Here is a 20,371-nt window from a genome sequence, read left to right on the forward strand (position 1 = left end):
TAAGGTCTCTTTTTTTATGCGAAAAAATAAAGATGAGAAATTAATAAGAGGAAGTTAATTAAAATACGATAGCCAATTAGCTATCGCATAAGTAACACTAACTTTTAAAAAAGAAGTGTTACTTTATAATTAACGAGTTGATGAGAGCTTTAACATAATCTGCAAGTTCACGTTGTTTAATTCCACCGAATCCTAAAATAAATTTAGGATACTCTAAGGGGATATCATCATAGTTATATATTTCGAGTTTTAATTTGTTATTCTTAGCCTTGTCTAAGCATTGCTGTGTAGTGAGACCATTCAGAACTGTTAAATTAAAATGCATCCCAGTAAGTGCTCCTTCAATTTGCAATTGGTCTTTATATTTTTCGAGATGGTGCAATATATAATTTAATTTGTCTCTATAAATTTTCCTCATTTTATTTAAATGTCTTTCAAAGCTACCACTTGCCATAAATTGTGCAACCATATGTTGAATGTGCACAGGTACAGTATTACCTTCTTTTAATTTTCTTTGTTTATATTTTGATAATATTTCTTTTGGTAAAACAATATATGCAATTCTACAGCTAGGATAGAGTGATTTTGAAAATGTACTTATATAAACAACTTTTCCTTTAGTATCTAAACTTTGTAGAGCTGGTATAGGTTTACCAAAGTACCTGAACTCTGAATCATAATCATCTTCAATAATGTAACGTTGTTCATCTTGTTGTGCCCATTGAATAAGTTGAGTTCTCTTTTTTAAATTGGTGACATGACCAGTAGGAAATTGATGTGAAGGTGTAATATATAAAATATTATATTTTGATTCTAAGATAGGGCGAACTTGTATGCCATTTTTTTCAACAGGAACTTGTAAATAGTTCATATTCTTTTTGTCTAAGACATGTTTGATCGGAGGATAACTCGGTTTCTCGATGATAAACTTTTCTTGATTAAGTAAATTAGTAATCATATCGAGGAGTTGGCTAGTAGAAGAACCAATGACTATTTGATTAGGGTGACATGTTACGCCTCTACTATTAAATAAATAATGTGCAATTTGTTGACGTAATACGAACTCTCCTTGAATTTCGCCTCTTTGTAATAGTGATAAGTGATCTTCTTCAAAGACGTCTTTTGCGTATTTTCTAAATATATGCATAGGAAAATTTTCAGAGTCGATTTCAGCTAAGTTGAAGGCGAATTTGAATTGCGAGTTTTCATTACTTTCATTATGCATCTCTAAATGAACATTATTAGGATAAGTTTCTCTATTGATAACTGGCAATGATTCAATATCTGATACATAGTATCCAGATCTCGGCTTAGAGTATATAAATCCTTCATCTAATAACAGTTGATAAGCGTGTTCAATAGTTGTATGACTCATTGACAAATGTTCGCTTAATTGTCTTTTCGAAGGAAACTTATCATTGGAATGGTATTGACCTTCGATAATTTGATTTTTTAACTTTTCATAAAGAGATAAGTAAAGTGGTTGTGATGATTTCATAAATCTGACCCCTATTATTATGGATAAATTGAACCTTTTTAAATATCAGTTTATCTCTTAAAATGAATTTAATCAATAAGTAAAGGGGTAATAACATGTCAAAAATCGTAGGCTCAGAAAGAGTAAAAAGAGGAATGGCTGAAATGCAAAAAGGTGGCGTTATTATGGACGTCGTAAATGCAGAACAAGCTAAAATTGCTGAAGAAGCTGGTGCTGTTGCAGTAATGGCTTTAGAACGCGTTCCATCAGACATCCGAGCAGCAGGTGGCGTGGCACGTATGGCTAATCCTAAAATTGTAGAGGAAGTAATGAATGCTGTGTCTATACCTGTTATGGCTAAAGCCCGTATAGGACATATTACTGAAGCTAGAGTATTAGAATCAATGGGTGTTGATTATATCGATGAATCTGAAGTATTGACTCCAGCTGATGAAGAGTATCACTTAAGAAAAGATCAATTTACAGTGCCTTTCGTTTGTGGTTGCCGTAATTTAGGTGAAGCTGCACGACGTATTGGAGAAGGTGCTGCAATGTTACGTACGAAAGGTGAACCTGGAACAGGCAATATCGTAGAAGCTGTACGTCACATGAGACGCGTTAATGCTGAAGTTAGTCGTCTAACAGTAATGAATGATGATGAAATTATGACTTTCGCTAAAGATTTGGGAGCACCTTTTGAAGTATTAAAACAAATTAAAGATAATGGACGTTTACCAGTAGTAAACTTTGCAGCAGGTGGCGTAGCAACACCTCAAGATGCTGCTTTAATGATGGAATTAGGTGCTGATGGTGTATTTGTTGGTTCTGGTATTTTTAAATCAGAAGATCCTGAAAAATTTGCTAAAGCAATTGTCCAAGCAACGACTCATTATCAAGATTATGAATTAATTGGAAAATTGGCTAGTGAACTTGGTACAGCGATGAAAGGTTTAGATATCAACCAAATTTCTTTAGAAGAACGTATGCAAGAGCGTGGATGGTAATTTATGAAAATAGGTGTATTAGCATTACAAGGTGCAGTTCGTGAACACATTCGTCACATAGAGTTAAGTGGTCATGAAGGTGTCGCAGTAAAAAGAGTTGAACAACTTGAAGATATTGCTGGTTTGATTTTGCCAGGTGGTGAATCTACAACACTAAGAAGACTAATGGACTTATATGGCTTTAAGGAAGCGTTAAAGCAATCTGATTTACCAATGTTTGGCACATGTGCGGGATTGATCGTACTTGCAAAAGATGTTGAAGGTGAATCTGGCTATTTAAAAAAGTTGGATATTACAGTCGAACGTAATTCATTTGGTCGTCAAGTTGATAGTTTTGAATCGGAACTTAATATAAAAGGTGTTGCTAAAGATATTGAAGGTGTATTCATACGCGCACCACATATTGCTCAAGTTGAGAAAGGTGTAGACATTCTTAGCCGAGTAGGAGATAAGATTGTTGCGGTTAAACAAGGTAAATATCTTGGTGTCTCTTTCCATCCTGAATTCACCGACGATTATCGTGTAACTGAATACTTCATTAACCATATGATAAAGAATAATTAATTAATCTTTTGATAAACGGTCATCTTAAAGGTGGCCGTTTTTAATTTTTCGGAAAATGAATTTCAAAAGCAAATGTAAGCTCATAAAATAAAAAAACGCAAGAGCAACTTTCCTAAGTTACTCTCGCGTTTGATTAAATAAAGAATCCTGCAATTGCTGCAGAAATAAATGATACTAATGTTGCACCGAACAATAGTTTTAATCCAAATCGTGCTACAATATCACCTTTTTTATCATTTAGTGATTTAATCGCACCGGAAATAATACCTATTGAACTGAAATTAGCAAATGATACTAAGAATACTGAAGTGACACCTTTAGCATGCTCAGATAAACCATGTGTTTTACCGAGTGCTTGCATAGCAACGAATTCATTTGATAATAATTTTGTCGCCATAATTGAACCTGACTGCACAGCATCATGCCAAGGAACACCAGTTAGGAATGCGAATGGTGCAAAGACAAAACCGATTAACGTTTGGAAATTCCAATCCAATGTTCCACCTGATAATAGACTAAAGATTCCACTTACTACACCATTAAGTAAAGCAATAAGAGCAATATAACCAATTAACATTGCACCGACAATCACTGCTACTTTGAAACCATCTAAAATATATTCACCAAGCATTTCGAAGAATGATTGATTTTTAGTTTCACTTTCATCGACTAATAATTTATCATCTTCTTCATTCACTTTATACGGATTGATAATAGACGCGATGATGAAACCACCAAATAAGTTAAGTACCACAGCTGTTACAACATATTTAGGTTCTATTAATGTGAAGTAGGCTCCAATAATTGAAGCAGATACTGTCGACATTGCAGATGCAGTTAATGTATACAAACGTTGTTTAGGTATGTATGGCAATTGTTGTTTTAATGAGATAAATACCTCTGATTGTCCTAAAATTGCTGCTGCTACAGCATTGTAAGATTCTAAACGTCCCATGCCATTAATTTTAGAAATTAAAAAACCTAAAATGTTAATTATAAGCGGTAAAATTCTTGTATATTGTAAAATACCGATAAGCGCTGAGATAAACACGATAGGTAACAATACATTAAAGAAGAATGGAGGGTTTTTTGGATCTAATTTAAAACCACCGAATACGAAATTGACACCCTCAGCAGCTTGCTTTAATAAATAACTGAAACCATACGAAATACCACCAATAACTGTGATACCTATATTTGTTTTTAATAAAATAAATGCAAATATCAATTGAATTACTAAGAGTAATCCGACATATTTCCAACGGATATTTTTTCTATCTGAACTAAATAAAAATGCGAGTGCTAAAAAGAATATAATTCCTATAATCCCAATCAAAATATGCATGTTTTTCATTCCTTTAAATTTTTCTATTCTCTATCATACAATAAAATGAACGCGCTAACATCATAAAATTTAAATTTTAAAAATCAAATTGGTTGAAAAAGGTCAAAGGTGGTCGTATAATAAAGTCAAAGAAGGTCAAAAAGAGGTGATATCCATGCATAACATGTCTGACATCATAGAACAATACATTAAACATTTATTCGAGGAAACAAATGAAGATGTGGTCGAAATACAACGCGCTAATATTGCACAACGCTTCGATTGTGTTCCTTCTCAATTAAATTATGTTATTAAAACACGCTTCACAAATGAACATGGTTATGAAATAGAAAGTAAACGGGGTGGCGGAGGCTACATCCGAATCACTAAAATTGAAAATAAAGATGCATCAGGTTATATTAATCACTTACTTCAATTGATAGGGCCTTCTATTTCTCAACAACAAGCGTATTATGTTATAGATGGTTTACTAGATAAAGGTCTAATTAACCAAAGAGAAGCTAAAATGATCCAAGCAGTTATAGATAGAGAGACATTAAAAATGGATGTGGTCGCAAGAGATATTATACGCGCTAATATTTTAAAACGATTACTTCCAGTTATAAACTATTATTAATGAAGTGAGGTGTCTGAACGTGCTTTGTGAAAACTGTCATTTAAATGAAGCAGAAGTAAAATTAACAGTTAAAAGTAAAGACGGTACTCACGAAAAATGGGTATGCTCAATATGTGCTCAAGGTGATAATCCATGGCACCAATCTCATGAGGATACTTCTTACCATGTGCATCAGGATGATATAGAGGAAGCTTTTGTAGTTAAACAGATTTTACAACATCTTGCTACGAAACATGGTATTAATTTTCAAGAAATGGCGTTCAAAGAGGAAAAGCAATGCCCAACATGTCAAATGACTTTAAAAGATATTGCGCACGTTGGTAAATTCGGTTGCGCGAATTGTTACGCAACTTTTAAAGAAGACATTATCGATATTGTTAGACGTGTACAGGGAGGCCAATTTGAACATGTAGGTAAAACGCCTCAATCTTCATATAAGAAACTTGCAATTAAAAAGCAAATCGAAGAAAAAACAAAATATCTAAACAAATTAATTGAAGAACAAAATTTCGAGGAAGCGGCTGTTGTACGTGATGAAATTAAAGCATTAAAAGATGAGAGTGAGGTGTCTCGTAATGAGTGACATTCATACTAATATAAGTGAATGGATGAAGATGACAGAAGAGGCACCTGTAGTTATTTCTTCTCGTATTAGATTAGCAAGAAATCTAGAAAATCACGTCCATCCTTTGATGTTTCCTTCTGAACAAGAGGGTTTTCGAGTTATCAACGAAGTTCAAGATGCGCTTCCAAACTTAAAGTTACAACGTTTAGACACTATGGATCAACAAAGTAAAATGAAATTAGTTGCGAAACATCTTGTCAGTCCAGAACTTATCAAACAGCCAGCATCCGCGGTGCTGTTAAATGAAGATGAATCTTTAAGTGTAATGATTAACGAAGAAGATCATATTCGAATTCAAGCGTTAGGAACAGATTTATCGTTGCGTGAATTATATCAAAGGGCTTCAAATATTGATGATGAGTTGGATAGTGATTTAGATATAAGTTATGACGAACACTTAGGTTATTTAACAACATGTCCAACTAATATAGGCACTGGAATGCGCGCAAGTGTCATGCTACATTTACCAGGACTTTCTATTATGAAGAGAATGAATCGTATCGCTCAAACAATTAATCGTTTTGGATTTACGATTCGAGGTATTTATGGAGAAGGTTCACAAGTATATGGACATATTTATCAAGTTTCAAACCAACTTACTTTAGGGAAAACTGAATCCGACATCATTGATAACTTAACTGAAGTAGTTAATCAAATTATCAATGAGGAAAAACAAATCAGAGAAAGACTTGATAAACATAATCCTGTAGAGACACTTGATAGAGTTTATCGCTCACTAGGGATTTTACAAAATAGTAGAATCATATCAATGGAAGAAGCATCATTTCGCTTGAGTGAAGTTAAGCTTGGCATTGATTTAAACTATATTTCGCTTGAAGATTTTAAATTTAATGAATTAATGGTAGCTATTCAATCGCCATTTTTAATAGATGAAGATGATGATAAAACAGTAAATGAAAAAAGAGCTGATTTATTAAGGAAACATATAAAATAGGAGGTATTTTATATATGCTATTTGGTAGATTAACAGAACGTGCACAACGCGTACTAGCGCACGCACAAGAAGAAGCAATTCGCTTGAACCATTCAAATATTGGAACGGAACATCTTTTATTAGGTTTAATGAAAGAACCTGAAGGTATCGCTGCCAAAGTGTTAGAAAGCTTTAATATCACTGAAGATAAAGTTATTGAAGAAGTTGAAAAGTTAATTGGCCATGGTCAAGAACAAATGGGCACTTTACATTACACACCTAGAGCTAAAAAAGTTATTGAGCTTTCAATGGATGAAGCGAGAAAACTACATCATAACTTTGTGGGAACAGAACATATTCTTCTAGGCTTAATCCGTGAAAATGAAGGTGTCGCAGCACGTGTCTTTGCCAATTTAGATTTAAATATTACAAAAGCACGCGCGCAAGTAGTAAAAGCTTTAGGTAGTCCAGAAATGAGTAATAAAAATGCTCAAGCAAATAAATCAAATAACACTCCAACATTAGATAGTTTAGCTAGAGACTTAACAGTTATTGCTAAAGATGGCACTTTAGATCCTGTAGTTGGAAGAGATAAAGAAATTACTCGTGTGATTGAAGTGCTCAGCCGTCGTACTAAAAATAACCCAGTACTTATCGGTGAACCTGGTGTGGGTAAAACTGCTATAGCTGAAGGTTTAGCACAAGCAATCGTTAATAATGAAGTCCCAGAAACTCTAAAAGATAAACGAGTGATGTCACTCGATATGGGAACTGTCGTTGCTGGTACAAAATACCGCGGTGAATTTGAAGAACGCTTGAAAAAAGTAATGGAAGAAATTCATCAAGCAGGTAACGTCATTTTATTTATAGATGAGTTACACACATTAGTTGGTGCTGGAGGTGCGGAAGGTGCAATTGACGCTTCTAATATTCTTAAACCAGCATTAGCTAGAGGAGAGTTACAATGTATTGGTGCTACAACATTAGATGAATATCGTAAAAATATTGAGAAAGACGCTGCGTTAGAACGTCGTTTCCAACCTGTTCAAGTTGATGAACCAACAGTTGAAGATACGATTGAAATCTTAAAAGGATTACGTGATCGTTATGAAGCTCATCATAGAATTAATATATCTGATGAGGCTTTAGAAGCTGCGGCAAAATTAAGTAATCGTTATGTATCAGATCGTTTCTTACCAGACAAAGCGATTGACCTTATTGATGAAGCAAGTTCTAAGGTTAGATTGAAAAGTCATACAACTCCTAACAATCTAAAAGAGATTGAACAAGAAATTGAAAATGTAAAAAATGAAAAAGATGCTGCCGTTCATGCACAAGAATTTGAAAATGCAGCAAACTTAAGAGACAAACAATCTAAGCTTGAAAAACAATATGAAGAAGCTAAAAACGAATGGAAAAACTCTCAAGGTGGTGTAAGTACAGCTTTATCTGAAGAAGATATTGCTGAAGTTATCGCAGGATGGACAGGTATTCCATTAACTAAAATTAATGAAACTGAATCAGATCGCTTACTCAACCTTGAAGATACACTTCATAACCGAGTTATCGGTCAAAATGACGCTGTTAATTCAATTAGTAAAGCTGTAAGACGTGCTCGCGCTGGATTAAAAGATCCTAAACGTCCAATCGGTAGCTTTATCTTCTTAGGTCCTACAGGTGTAGGTAAAACAGAATTAGCTCGTGCATTAGCTGAATCTATGTTTGGTGAAGATGATGCTATGATTCGTGTTGATATGAGTGAATTTATGGAGAAACATGCTGTGAGTCGTTTAGTTGGAGCACCTCCAGGCTACGTAGGTCATGATGATGGTGGTCAATTAACTGAAAAAGTTAGACGCAAACCTTACTCAGTTATTTTATTTGATGAAATTGAAAAAGCCCATCCTGACGTATTTAATATCTTGCTACAAGTATTAGACGATGGTCATCTAACTGATACTAAAGGTCGTACTGTAGATTTCCGTAACACAGTCATTATTATGACATCAAATGTTGGTGCGCAAGAATTACAAGACCAACGATTTGCAGGATTTGGCGGTGCTTCAGAGGGTAATGACTACGAAACAATTCGCAAAACAATGATGAAAGAACTCAAAAATTCATTCCGTCCTGAATTCTTAAACCGTGTGGATGATATCATCGTATTCCATAAACTATCTAAAGAAGAATTGAAAGAAATTGTTACTATGATGGTTAAGAAACTTACTGATCGATTATCTGAACAAAACATCAATATTTCTGTAACTGATAAAGCTAAAGAAAAAATCGCAGAAGAAGGTTACGATCCAGAATACGGTGCTAGACCATTAATTAGAGCCATCCAAAAAACTGTAGAAGATAATCTTAGTGAATTAATTTTAGATGGTAATCAAATTGAAGGTAAAGAAGTCACAATCGATCATGATGGCGATGAATTCAAATATGATATCCATGAAAAGTCAGATGATAAAGAAACCACTGAAGCTTAATTGATTATTACTAATATATTGAATAACTAAAGTAATGTTTGCTATTTGCATCATTAATAAATGACATCTCTCGCTGTTTGAGGGATGTCATTTTTTTACATATTTTTCAATTTGTTTAAAACTGATGATGGGATATTCATTTTCCGGAAAATAAAAAACAATACACTAGCGATTATACAAAATTGCAGAAATTAAAATAGACAAAAATAAAATTATTTATAAAAAATCATAGTTTAATAACCACATAAAAATAGACTATATCATAATCATTTACATTTAATTTGTCATAATCAAAATGTCAGTTTAAAATAGATTTGTTCATAATAATTTGGAGGTGCAGAAGTGGCCAAGAAAAAAGTAATATTTGAGTGTATGGCATGTGGCTATCAATCTCCTAAATGGATGGGGAAATGTCCAAACTGTGGTGCATGGAACCAGATGGAAGAAATTGTAGAGAAAGCTGCAAACCCTAAACATGGAGTGAAATCTAAAGAAGCAGCTGGAAAAGTTCAAAAATTGGATAATGTTAAACATGAATCTACCCCTAGAATTCTAACGGATTCTAAAGAATTTAACAGAGTCCTTGGTGGAGGGATTGTCAGTGGATCACTCGTACTTATAGGTGGCGATCCTGGTATTGGGAAGTCTACGTTGCTTCTTCAAATATGTGCGGCATTATCTCAAAATAAGGATGTCTTATATATTACAGGTGAGGAATCTATCAATCAGACTAAACTACGTGCCGATCGCTTAGAAGAAGATTCTAGTCAACTCAATGTATTAGCAGAGACTGATTTAGAAGTCATTCATCAAACAGTTAAGGATGAACGCCCAGATTTACTTGTAGTAGATTCAATTCAAACTATTTATCATCCTGAAATCAGTTCTGCACCGGGTTCTGTATCTCAAGTAAGAGAAAGTACCCAAAGTCTAATGAATATCGCAAAGCAAATGGATATCGCAACGTTCATCGTCGGTCATGTTACGAAAGAAGGACAAATTGCCGGTCCAAGATTACTTGAACATATGGTGGATACCGTGCTTTACTTTGAAGGTGATGAACATCATGCTTATCGAATTTTACGTGCGGTTAAAAACCGTTTTGGCTCCACGAATGAGATGGGTATTTTCGAAATGAAGCAAAGTGGTTTGAAAGGTGTCTTAAATCCGTCTGAAATGTTCTTAGAAGAACGTTCTACAAACGTGCCAGGTTCAACAATTGTACCGACTATGGAAGGTACAAGACCATTATTAATAGAGGTCCAAGCGTTAGTCACACCGACCACTTTCAACAATCCAAGACGTATGGCTACGGGCATAGATCATAATCGATTAAGTTTGCTTATGGCAGTTTTAGAGAAGAAGGAGAATTATTTACTTCAACAACAAGATGCTTATATCAAAGTTGCTGGTGGTGTGAAATTAACAGAACCAGCCGTTGACTTAAGTATTATTGTTGCGACAGCTTCAAGCTTTAAGGATAAAGCGGTAGACGGTTTAGATTGCTTTGTTGGAGAGGTTGGTCTAACAGGTGAAGTTCGACGTGTGTCACGCATTGAACAACGCGTGCAAGAGGCGGCTAAACTTGGATTCAAACGAGCGATTATACCTCAGACTAATATTGGTGGGTGGACTTTCCCGGAAGGTATTCAAGTCATAGGAGTGTCTTCTGTGCATGAGGCTTTAAAATATGCGCTTCATTCTTCATAATCCTCCCTCATAGTAGTTAGTGAGTTTTAAGATTTAAACGCATATAGTTTTTTAATTTAGTTTTCACAAATTTCATTATAATTATGTTAAATAAGTGATTTACATACAATGAATAGACAGCCATGAGAGGAGGATAAGATTGAATATCATTAGATTAATGGTGGTAATTATTTATATCATTATCGGTGCTGCACTAGGGATTATCATCATCCCAGAAGTAGTATCTGATTTAGGGATTAACACTTACCCAATTATCACTAATCATTACATAGATGGATTAATAGGGATCATATTGTTCTTCATTATATTTGGATTTTTCTTAAAAAAGGTCACATACGCTTTTAAAGAACTAGAACAAATTATAATGCGCCGCAGTGCGGTTGAAATCTTGTTCGCAACAATTGGTTTGATTATTGGATTATTTATTTCTGTGATGGTTTCTTTCATCTTAGAACTAATAGGAAATTCAATGCTCAATCATTTTATCCCAATTATAATAACAATTATTTTATGTTATCTTGGATTCCAATTTGGTTTAAAGAAACGTGATGAGATGTTAATGTTTTTGCCTGAAAATATGGCACGCTCAATGTCCTACAACACACGTAAAGCAATCCCTAAAATCATCGATACAAGCGCAATTATTGATGGGCGTATATTAGATATTATTCGTTGTGGATTTATTGATGGAGATATTCTTATCCCTCAAGGTGTTATAAATGAATTACAAGTCGTAGCTGATGCGAATGATAGTGTAAAAAGAGAAAAGGGTCAGCGTGGATTAGACATTCTTAATCAACTTTATGATTTAGACTATCCTACTCGAGTCATAAATCCAACGAAATCTCATAATGATATTGATACTTTATTAATCAAATTAGCACAACATTACCACGCTCACGTTATTACAACGGATTTTAATTTAAATAAAGTGTGTCATGTCCAAGGCATTATGGCACTTAATGTTAATGATTTATCTGAAGCTATTAAGCCTAACGTACATCAAGGTGACCACCTCAATATCCTTTTAACTAAAATGGGGAAAGAGCCTGGTCAAGGCGTTGGGTATTTAGATGATGGCACAATGGTCGTTGTTGATAACGCTAAGAAATTAGTGGGCCAACATGTTAACTTAGAAGTCATCAGTTTACTACAAACTTCATCTGGTAGAATCGTTTTTGCGAAACATGTCGATGACAATAGTTCTGATTTTGAAAATTAATTCTAAAAAGAGGTTTCATGTGAAACTACATATTTTATAATTAAGTATGTATTTTACATGAAACCTTTTCTCATATAAAAAACTATTAACTATGAAAGACTGTTAAAACAATAGACTTATCAAAGGCGTGTTTAAGTGCTACAATATTATTGAATGTTATGTAAGAATGAATAATCAATGTTTCACGAAAGTTATTCACAAAGTAATGGTTAAACACATCATAAACTTTTGAATAACTTTTTTTAAAATTGAATTAAACTACTGAAAACATGAAAGCTTACATGCTTAATGGTTTGAAACATGACTTGAAAATATTAAATGCGATTGCTTCATAAAATGAGTTATCATAGGTCATTTATTTTCAATCAGTTCATCAACCACATAAATAATAATCGTAGGAGTGAATATAATGAGTGAACGCATCAGAGTAAGATATGCGCCAAGTCCAACAGGCTACTTGCATATTGGTAATGCTAGAACAGCATTATTTAACTATTTATTTGCGAAACATTATGATGGAGATTTTGTAGTTCGTATAGAAGATACGGACAGTAAACGTAATTTAGAAGATGGTGAATCTTCACAATTTGATAACTTAAAATGGTTAGGTTTAGACTGGGATGAATCTATCGATAAAGATAAAGGTTTTGGTCCATATCGTCAGTCTGAACGTGCTGATATTTATAATCCACTTATTCAACAATTACTTGATGAAGATAGAGCATACAAGTGTTACATGACTGAGGAAGAATTAGAAGAAGAACGTGAAGCGCAAATTGCTCGTGGAGAAATGCCTCGTTATGGCGGACAACACGCACATTTATCAGAAGAACAACGCAAACAGTTCGAAGCTGAAGGACGTAAACCATCTATTCGCTTCCGCGTGCCTAAAGATAAAACTTATAGTTTCAAAGATATGGTAAAAGGTGAAATTTCTTTTGATTCAAATAATATGGGTGATTGGGTCATTGTTAAGAAAGATGGCGTTCCAACGTATAACTTTGCAGTTGCTGTAGACGATCATTATATGAAAATTTCAGATGTTATTCGTGGTGATGACCATGTTTCTAACACACCTAAACAATTGATGATATATGAAGCGTTCGGTTGGGAACCACCACGCTTTGGTCATATGTCATTAATCGTTAATGAAGAACGTAAAAAGTTAAGTAAACGTGACGGTCAAATTTTACAATTTATTGAGCAATACCGTGATTTAGGTTACTTACCAGAAGCACTATTTAACTTTATTACTTTATTAGGTTGGTCACCTGAAGGTGAAGAAGAAATCTTTTCTAAAGAAGAATTTATTAAAATCTTCGATGAAAAACGTTTATCTAAATCACCAGCTATGTTCGACAGACAAAAGTTAGCTTGGGTAAATAACCAATATATGAAAACGAAAGACACTGATACAGTATTTGAATTAGCATTACCGCATTTAATCAAAGCAAATCTTATCCCAGAAAATCCTTCTGAAGAAGATAAAGAATGGGGTAGAAAACTTGTTGCTTTATATCAAAAAGAAATGAGTTACGCAGGTGAAATTGTTCCATTATCAGAAATGTTCTTCCACGAAATGCCAGAACTTGGTGAAGAGGAGCAAGAAGTTATAAATGGTGAACAAGTTCCTGAGTTAATGAATCATTTATACGGTAAATTAGAAGCTTTAGAACCATTTGAAGCAGCAGAAATTAAGAAAACAATTAAAGAAGTTCAAAAAGAGACAGGTATTAAAGGTAAACAATTGTTCATGCCAATTCGTGTAGCCGTTACAGGTCAAATGCATGGACCAGAATTACCAAATACGATTGAAGTTTTAGGTAAAGAAAAAGTATTATCACGATTACAAAAGTATGTATAGTAAATTAATAACGAAGTTTAGCTTTATCTAGTGCAGTATGATTAAAAAACGTGTGTTTCGACTTGAAATTTCACAATTAACGACCTATTATTATAACTATAAAAATGAATCAAAGGATTAGTAATTAATTATTACATGACTCAGAGAGTGTGCGGTCGCTGTGAGCACATCATTAATATTAATGAATGCACCTTTGTTGAACTAAGATGAATAATACAAATGAGAGTAACGCTAACATTTTAAAGTTTCGTTACTAAATGAAGAGTGGAACCGTGCTAAGAGCGCCTCTAACATCAGTTGTTAGAGGTGCTTTTTTAATAACATTAATTTTAAAATTGTGCATGACGGTCGAAAAATTATTTCATGTAAAGAACAGATATCTTAATGATTGAACCAAGGGGGAGAAGATCTTGTTAAGAAGAATGAGAGACGATATAAAAATGGTGTTTGAACAGGATCCAGCAGCACGCTCAACTTTAGAAGTAGTTACTACCTATGCAGGATTACATGCGGTATGGAGTCATTTGATAGCCCATAAATTATATAATAAGAAACGTTATACAGCAGCGAGAGTCATCTCACAAGTGTCACGCTTTTTTACGGGTATAGAAATTCATCCCGGAGCAAAAATTGGTAAACGATTATTTATTGATCACGGTATGGGTGTTGTAATTGGTGAGACATGTACAATTGGGGATAACGTCACGATTTACCAAGGTGTTACTTTAGGTGGTACAGGTAAAGAAAAAGGTAAGCGTCACCCGGACATTGGAGATAATGTTTTAATTGCAGCTGGTTCTAAGGTGTTGGGGAATATTCAAATTGAATCAAATGTAAATATTGGTGCGAATTCAGTTGTACTACAATCTGTACCAAGCTATACCACTGTTGTAGGTATACCGGGTCATATCGTTAAACAAGAAGGTAAGCGTATCGGTAAAACATTTGACCATCGCAACTTACCTGATCCACTTTTCGAACAAATCAAACATTTAGAACGACAACTTGAAAAAGCTAAGAATGGAGAGATTCAAGATGATTACATTATATAATACGTTAACACGTCGGAAAGAAACATTTGAGCCGATTGAACCAGGCAAGGTGAAAATGTATGTTTGTGGTCCGACAGTTTACAATTATATACACATCGGAAATGCAAGACCTGCTATTAACTATGATGTTGTTAGAAGATATTTTGAATACAAAGGTTATGAAGTGATTTACGTTTCCAATTTCACTGATGTGGATGATAAATTAATTAATCGCTCTAAAGAACTAAATGAAAGTGTTCCTGAAATTGCAGAAAAGTACATCAAAGCATTCTATGAAGACGTAGGTGCATTGAACGTTAAGAAAGCAACATCCAATCCGCGTGTGATGAACCATATGCAAGAAATTATAGATTTCATTAAAGAATTAGTAGATGAAGGGTATGCTTATGAGAGTGATGGAGATGTGTACTTTAGAACGCGTCAATTTGATGGATATGGTAAATTAAGTCATCAATCTCTAGATGACCTCAAAGTAGGCGCGCGTATTGAAGCGGGAGAACAAAAAGAAGATGCGCTCGATTTTACTTTATGGAAAAAAGCGAAACCTGGCGAAATCAGTTGGGATAGTCCATTTGGTAAAGGTCGTCCAGGCTGGCATATCGAATGCTCAGTTATGGCTTATCATGAATTAGGAGCGACAATCGATATTCATGCAGGAGGGTCAGATTTACAATTCCCTCACCATGAAAATGAAATTGCCCAGTCAGAAGCACACAATCATGCACCATTTGCGAATTACTGGATGCACAATGGATTCATAAATATAGATAACGAAAAAATGAGTAAATCATTAGGTAACTTCATTTTAGTACACGACATTATTAAAGAAATAGATCCAGATGTACTACGTTTCTTTATGATTAGTGTCCATTACCGTAGCCCGATTAATTATAATTTAGAACTAGTAGGAGCTGCGAGAAGCGGTTTAGAACGTATACGCAATAGTTATAAATTGATTGAAGAACGTGAAGCCATTGCTACAGATTTAGAAGAACATTCTGAATACATTGATCAAATAGAAACGATTCTCCGACAATTTGAAGCGGTTATGGATGATGACTTTAATACAGCTAATGCTGTCACTGCTTGGTATGATTTAGCCAAACTTGCGAATAAATATGTTCTAGAGAACACAACGTCTACGAAGGTACTTCATAGATTTAAAGAAGTATATCAAATCTTCAGTGATGTTCTTGGCGTCCCACTTAAAGGTGAAAATGAAAACGAGTTACTAGATGAGGATATTGAAAAGCTTATAGAAGAACGTAATGAAGCTCGTAAAAATAAAGATTTCGCACGTGCTGATGAAATTCGAGACATGTTGAAAGAACGTAACATTATTTTAGAAGATACGCCACAAGGTGTCAGATTTAAGCGTGGCTAAATAATGAATGTTAAATTATTAAATCCATTGACGCTTGCTTATATGGGCGATGCCGTATTAGATCAACATGTACGAGAATATATTGTTCTTAAATTACAAAGTAAACCGAATCGTCTACACCAGGTATCAAAACAATATGTTTCTGCTAAAAGCCAAGCTCAGACATTAGAGTATTTAATATCTAATGATTGGTTTACTGAAGAAGAGTTAAATGTTTTGAGAAGGGGACGTAATGCTAAAAGCTATACCAAAGCTAAAAATACTGATGTTCAAACATATCGAAAAAGTTCAGCCTTGGAAGCAGTTATAGGTTTTTTATATTTAGATCATCAACATGCGCGTTTAGAAGAATTACTTCAAACTATTGTTGAAATAGTAAATGAAAGGTAGTGAGAACGTGGAAGATACTGTCATAGTAGGAAGACATGCAGTTAAAGAAGCGATTGTTTCGGGGCATGCTATAAATAAGATTTTGATTCAAGATGGTATAAAAAAACAACAGATTAATGAAATTTTAAAAAATGCAAAAGCTCAAAAATTGATAGTTCAAACCGTGCCAAAATCTAAATTAGATTTTTTATCAAATGCACCTCATCAAGGGGTTGCTGCATTAGTCGCTCCATATGAATATGAAGATTTTGATGAATTTTTACAAAGCCAGAAGAATAAAGATGGCTTTTCTACAATATTAATTTTAGATGGTCTAGAAGATCCGCATAATCTTGGTTCTATATTAAGGACTGCTGATGCAACTGGAGTAGACGGAGTCATTATTCCTAAAAGACGTTCAGTAGCGCTCACGCAGACTGTTGCAAAAGCTTCAACTGGAGCTATTCAACATGTTCCAGTTATACGCGTTACGAACCTTTCTAAGACAATCGATGAATTAAAAGAAAATGGTTTTTGGGTCGCAGGTACCGAAGCAAGTAATGCTACGGATTATCGTGACTTACAGGCGGATATGTCTTTAGCTATCGTGATAGGAAGCGAAGGACAAGGAATGAGTCGCTTAGTGAGCGATAAATGTGATTTTTACATTAAAATACCTATGGTTGGACATGTTAATAGTCTCAATGCTTCTGTAGCAGCAAGCTTGATGATGTATGAAGTATTTCGTAAAAGAGATGAGACTGGAGAGATGTCATGAAGGAAAGATATCTAATTATCGATGGCTATAATATGATAGGTCAATCTTCAGCATTAAGTGCGATTGCTAAAGAGAGTTTAGAAGAAGCAAGAGAGCAACTTTTGGATGCCATAGCAAACTATAATGCACTTATTGCTGATGAAATTGTGTGTGTATTTGATGCATATGAACAATCCGGAATTGAAAGAGAATACGTATACCATGGCGTTAGAACGGTGTTTACTAAAGAGAAAGAAACAGCAGATAGTTTTATCGAACGTTATGTATATGAGTTATATGATAAACATACAACGCATATCACCGTTGTTACGAGTGATATGAGTGAGCAACATGCCATTTTTGGATCTGGGGCATACCGCATATCTTCGAGGGAAATGTGGCGCGATTTAAAAGAAAATGAAATCACAGTGAGCAAATCAATTGATGATTTTAGTGAAAAGAAACCCAGAACTCGAATTCAGTTATCAAATGAGATACTAGAAGAATTTGAAAAAATCAGACGTGGAAACCATCGAAATGATTAATACAGTGGTATTGATAAATTTAATCTAAGTCATATAAACTAACCTAACAATAAAGGAAGGTTAGGTATACGTGATTGAATCAAAGACATCAAGATGAATTAACACAGTATCATTTCAACATCGAAACTGAAGATATCGAGCGTATATTTGAGACGCTACTTAGAGAGTTGAGTACACTCATTTTTAGAAAAATTGGATACATAACATCGAATCAATTTGATATTGAGGATATGTATCAAGAGATTATCATAAAAATGTATCGAGCACTTCAACATTATGACTTTAGTAGAGCAATTCCATTTAAAAGATATTTGTACTTTCTCATTCGCTCTGTTAAGTATGACTACTTAAGAAAGAGTAGAGCTGAACGTCATCGACATGTGATGCTTATCAACGAGTACGTTGTAGATTATCATTGTGCATTAGCACTTGATGAAGTTGAAAGGTCATTTTTAAGAGAAGAATTATCAAAGGAAATTATGAGCCAAGCATTTACATTAAGCGGATTGGAAAGAGACGTCTTAAAACTAATTATTAAAGAATATAAACCGAGAGAAATTGCACAAGCATTAGAAATTAAAGATAAAGACGTTTACAATGCCATACAACGTTGTAAAATGAAAATGAAACGACAATTAAGGAAATGAAATTGTCTGTATTATTCCCTAGTAATTAGGTGATTATAGCAAAGAATGTATGTTTGACATTTATTACGACATTTATGTATAGTATATTGGTATTATAATGAGTAAAGGTGAATAATCGTGAAGAAAGTACCTTTAAATTGTGAGGTTTGTGGCAATAGAAATTACAACGTCCCTAAAAAGGAAGGTTCGGCAACGAGATTAACACTGAAAAAGTATTGTCCGAAGTGTAATTCGCATACAGTTCATAAAGAATCGAAATAGATTATTAAGCTGAATGAGACTTTAAAGTTGAGGCTTAAAATGTGGAGGTCTAACTAATGGCTAAAAAAGAGAACTTCTTTAAAGGCGTTAAATCAGAAATGGAAAAGACAAGTTGGCCGACAAAAGAAGAACTATTCAAATACACTGTAATCGTTGTATCTACAGTTATATTCTTCTTAGTCTTTTTCTATGCCTTAGACGTAGGTATTAATGCATTGAAACAATTATTATTAGGTTAGGAGTGGAGACATGTCTGAAGAAGTTGGCGCAAAGCGTTGGTATGCTGTGCATACCTATTCTGGATATGAAAACAAAGTTAAAAAGAATTTAGAAAAAAGAGTAGAATCTATGAATATGACAGAGCAAATTTTTAGAGTTGTCATACCAGAAGAGGAAGAAACACAAGTTAAAGATGGTAAAGCTAAGAAACTTGTTAAAAAAACATTCCCAGGTTACGTGCTAGTTGAGCTTGTAATGACGGATCAGTCATGGTATGTCGTTCGTAACACACCAGGTGTTACAGGATTCGTAGGTTCTGCAGGTGCGGGTTCTAAACCTAATCCTCTACTTCCTGAAGAAGTGCGCTTCATTCTTAAGCAAATGGGTCTTAAAGAGAAAACTATTGATGTTGAACTTGATGTTGGTGAACAAGTTCGTATCAAATCAGGACCTTTTGCTAACCAAGTAGGCGAAGTTCAAGAAATCGAAGCGGATAAATTTAAATTAACTGTACTTGTAGATATGTTTGGTCGAGAAACACCGGTCGAAGTTGAATTCGATCAAATTGAGAAACTTTAATTTAAACGTCTATCAAAAATTTATTATAAAACTTCAACTAAAAGATGAAATTTTACTATTGATTTTTTAATAGAGCGAGTGTTAAAATAATGTGGTCGCGCTTTTAGAGCGTTCATTTCGTCACGAAATGTTTAAGAGTGGGAGGGCAAAACTGAGCCCTGTGACCACATCACGATATCAAGGAGGTGCACATCGTGGCTAAAAAAGTAGAAAAAGTAGTTAAATTACAAATTCCTGCAGGTAAAGCGAATCCAGCACCACCAGTTGGTCCAGCATTAGGTCAAGCAGGTGTGAACATCATGGGATTCTGTAAAGAGTTCAACGCACGTACGCAAGAACAAGCAGGTTTAATCATTCCGGTAGAAATCAGTGTATATGAAGATCGTTCATTTACATTCATTACTAAAACTCCACCGGCTCCAGTACTACTTAAAAAAGCAGCTGGCGTTGAAAAAGGTTCAGGTGAACCTAATAAAACAAAAGTTGCATCAGTAACTAAAGATCAAGTACGCGAAATTGCTCAAACTAAAATGCAAGACTTAAACGCTGCAGACGAAGAAGCAGCTATGCGTATTATCGAAGGTACTGCACGTAGCATGGGTATCACTGTAGAATAATTAAGCGTATTAACGAATTTAATTTTAAAAATGAACTTAATTTAGACGATAAAAGCAGGTAACAGAGAAGGTAAACAATTGATATTGTCTA

General features: G+C 34.3%; 21 protein-coding genes. 19 read left to right on the plus strand and 2 right to left on the minus strand.

What is annotated here, in order from left to right:
• Positions 1 to 118 precede the first annotated feature (118 nt).
• Positions 119 to 1,498, minus strand: a complete 1,380-nt coding sequence (locus tag HMPREF3154_RS07295; RefSeq protein ID WP_070474542.1) for a MocR-like pyridoxine biosynthesis transcription factor PdxR — start codon at positions 1,496 to 1,498, stop codon at positions 119 to 121.
• Positions 1,499 to 1,593: 95 nt separating this feature from the next.
• Here HMPREF3154_RS07295 and pdxS point away from each other — a divergent pair, with 95 nt between their 5' ends.
• Together pdxS and pdxT are read left to right on the plus strand one after the other, a co-directional pair.
• The gene (gene pdxS / locus HMPREF3154_RS07300; protein ID WP_002433503.1) at positions 1,594 to 2,481 is read left to right on the plus strand and encodes a pyridoxal 5'-phosphate synthase lyase subunit PdxS; all 888 of its coding nucleotides are present in this window, start codon (positions 1,594 to 1,596) and stop codon (positions 2,479 to 2,481) included.
• A gap of 3 nt (positions 2,482 to 2,484) precedes the next feature.
• On the plus strand, positions 2,485 to 3,045 hold the full coding sequence (gene pdxT / locus HMPREF3154_RS07305) for a pyridoxal 5'-phosphate synthase glutaminase subunit PdxT (protein ID WP_030059231.1): 561 nt from the start codon (positions 2,485 to 2,487) through the stop codon (positions 3,043 to 3,045).
• A gap of 133 nt (positions 3,046 to 3,178) precedes the next feature.
• Here the strand turns inward: pdxT and HMPREF3154_RS07310 are convergent, their stop codons facing one another.
• Positions 3,179 to 4,390: a NupC/NupG family nucleoside CNT transporter gene (locus tag HMPREF3154_RS07310; protein ID WP_002452470.1), complete on the minus strand. Its 1,212-nt coding sequence runs from the start codon at positions 4,388 to 4,390 to the stop codon at positions 3,179 to 3,181.
• Positions 4,391 to 4,544: 154 nt separating this feature from the next.
• Here HMPREF3154_RS07310 and HMPREF3154_RS07315 point away from each other — a divergent pair, with 154 nt between their 5' ends.
• From HMPREF3154_RS07315 to rplK, 17 genes are all read left to right on the plus strand, one after another.
• Complete coding sequence (locus HMPREF3154_RS07315; protein WP_002433457.1) at positions 4,545 to 5,006, plus strand: CtsR family transcriptional regulator; 462 nt, start codon at positions 4,545 to 4,547, stop codon at positions 5,004 to 5,006.
• Between the two features lie 19 nt (positions 5,007 to 5,025).
• Positions 5,026 to 5,589, plus strand: a complete 564-nt coding sequence (locus tag HMPREF3154_RS07320) for a UvrB/UvrC motif-containing protein (RefSeq protein ID WP_030059233.1) — start codon at positions 5,026 to 5,028, stop codon at positions 5,587 to 5,589.
• On the plus strand, positions 5,582 to 6,586 hold the full coding sequence (locus HMPREF3154_RS07325) for a protein arginine kinase (protein WP_002433454.1): 1,005 nt from the start codon (positions 5,582 to 5,584) through the stop codon (positions 6,584 to 6,586). Before HMPREF3154_RS07320 ends, HMPREF3154_RS07325 begins: the two co-directional genes overlap by 8 nt.
• Before the next feature lie 14 nt (positions 6,587 to 6,600).
• Positions 6,601 to 9,054 (plus strand): ATP-dependent Clp protease ATP-binding subunit, encoded by a 2,454-nt coding sequence (locus HMPREF3154_RS07330; RefSeq protein WP_002433302.1) that lies wholly within the window; start codon positions 6,601 to 6,603, stop codon positions 9,052 to 9,054.
• Between the two features lie 342 nt (positions 9,055 to 9,396).
• Positions 9,397 to 10,764 carry a DNA repair protein RadA gene (gene radA, locus HMPREF3154_RS07335; RefSeq protein ID WP_070474545.1) on the plus strand — a complete coding sequence of 456 codons (1,368 nt, stop codon included), beginning with the start codon at positions 9,397 to 9,399 and terminating at the stop codon, positions 10,762 to 10,764.
• Positions 10,765 to 10,921: 157 nt separating this feature from the next.
• Complete coding sequence (locus HMPREF3154_RS07340; protein WP_161799216.1) at positions 10,922 to 11,986, plus strand: PIN/TRAM domain-containing protein; 1,065 nt, start codon at positions 10,922 to 10,924, stop codon at positions 11,984 to 11,986.
• 409 nt (positions 11,987 to 12,395) lie between these two features.
• On the plus strand, positions 12,396 to 13,850 hold the full coding sequence (gene gltX / locus HMPREF3154_RS07345) for a glutamate--tRNA ligase (RefSeq protein ID WP_002433261.1): 1,455 nt from the start codon (positions 12,396 to 12,398) through the stop codon (positions 13,848 to 13,850).
• Positions 13,851 to 14,272: 422 nt separating this feature from the next.
• Positions 14,273 to 14,902, plus strand: a complete 630-nt coding sequence (cysE, locus tag HMPREF3154_RS07350) for a serine O-acetyltransferase (protein WP_171002259.1) — start codon at positions 14,273 to 14,275, stop codon at positions 14,900 to 14,902.
• A complete protein-coding gene (cysS, locus tag HMPREF3154_RS07355; RefSeq protein WP_002452474.1) occupies positions 14,886 to 16,286 on the plus strand; it encodes a cysteine--tRNA ligase in 1,401 nt (466 codons plus the stop codon). Before cysE ends, cysS begins: the two co-directional genes overlap by 17 nt.
• A 3-nt stretch (positions 16,287 to 16,289) precedes the next feature.
• Entirely contained in the window at positions 16,290 to 16,676 is a 387-nt protein-coding gene (locus HMPREF3154_RS07360) for a Mini-ribonuclease 3 (RefSeq protein WP_002433421.1), read from the plus strand.
• A gap of 7 nt (positions 16,677 to 16,683) precedes the next feature.
• Entirely contained in the window at positions 16,684 to 17,433 is a 750-nt protein-coding gene (gene rlmB, locus HMPREF3154_RS07365; RefSeq protein WP_002452475.1) for a 23S rRNA (guanosine(2251)-2'-O)-methyltransferase RlmB, read from the plus strand.
• Complete coding sequence (locus tag HMPREF3154_RS07370) at positions 17,430 to 17,957, plus strand: NYN domain-containing protein (RefSeq protein ID WP_002433453.1); 528 nt, start codon at positions 17,430 to 17,432, stop codon at positions 17,955 to 17,957. The genes rlmB and HMPREF3154_RS07370 overlap by 4 nt, the downstream gene beginning before the upstream one ends.
• Before the next feature lie 74 nt (positions 17,958 to 18,031).
• Positions 18,032 to 18,604: a sigma-70 family RNA polymerase sigma factor gene (locus HMPREF3154_RS07375; RefSeq protein WP_070474548.1), complete on the plus strand. Its 573-nt coding sequence runs from the start codon at positions 18,032 to 18,034 to the stop codon at positions 18,602 to 18,604.
• Between the two features lie 117 nt (positions 18,605 to 18,721).
• Entirely contained in the window at positions 18,722 to 18,865 is a 144-nt protein-coding gene (gene rpmG, locus HMPREF3154_RS11280) for a 50S ribosomal protein L33 (RefSeq protein ID WP_002452476.1), read from the plus strand.
• Between the two features lie 56 nt (positions 18,866 to 18,921).
• Entirely contained in the window at positions 18,922 to 19,104 is a 183-nt protein-coding gene (gene secE / locus HMPREF3154_RS07380; RefSeq protein ID WP_002433350.1) for a preprotein translocase subunit SecE, read from the plus strand.
• 10 nt (positions 19,105 to 19,114) lie between these two features.
• Complete coding sequence (gene nusG / locus HMPREF3154_RS07385; protein WP_002432993.1) at positions 19,115 to 19,663, plus strand: transcription termination/antitermination protein NusG; 549 nt, start codon at positions 19,115 to 19,117, stop codon at positions 19,661 to 19,663.
• Positions 19,664 to 19,857: 194 nt separating this feature from the next.
• Complete coding sequence (rplK, locus tag HMPREF3154_RS07390; protein ID WP_002433084.1) at positions 19,858 to 20,280, plus strand: 50S ribosomal protein L11; 423 nt, start codon at positions 19,858 to 19,860, stop codon at positions 20,278 to 20,280.
• Positions 20,281 to 20,371: the final 91 nt, after the last annotated feature.

Origin of the sequence: Staphylococcus sp. HMSC06C11 (genome assembly GCF_001808345.1) — a bacterium.
GTDB lineage: Bacteria > Bacillota > Bacilli > Staphylococcales > Staphylococcaceae > Staphylococcus > Staphylococcus capitis.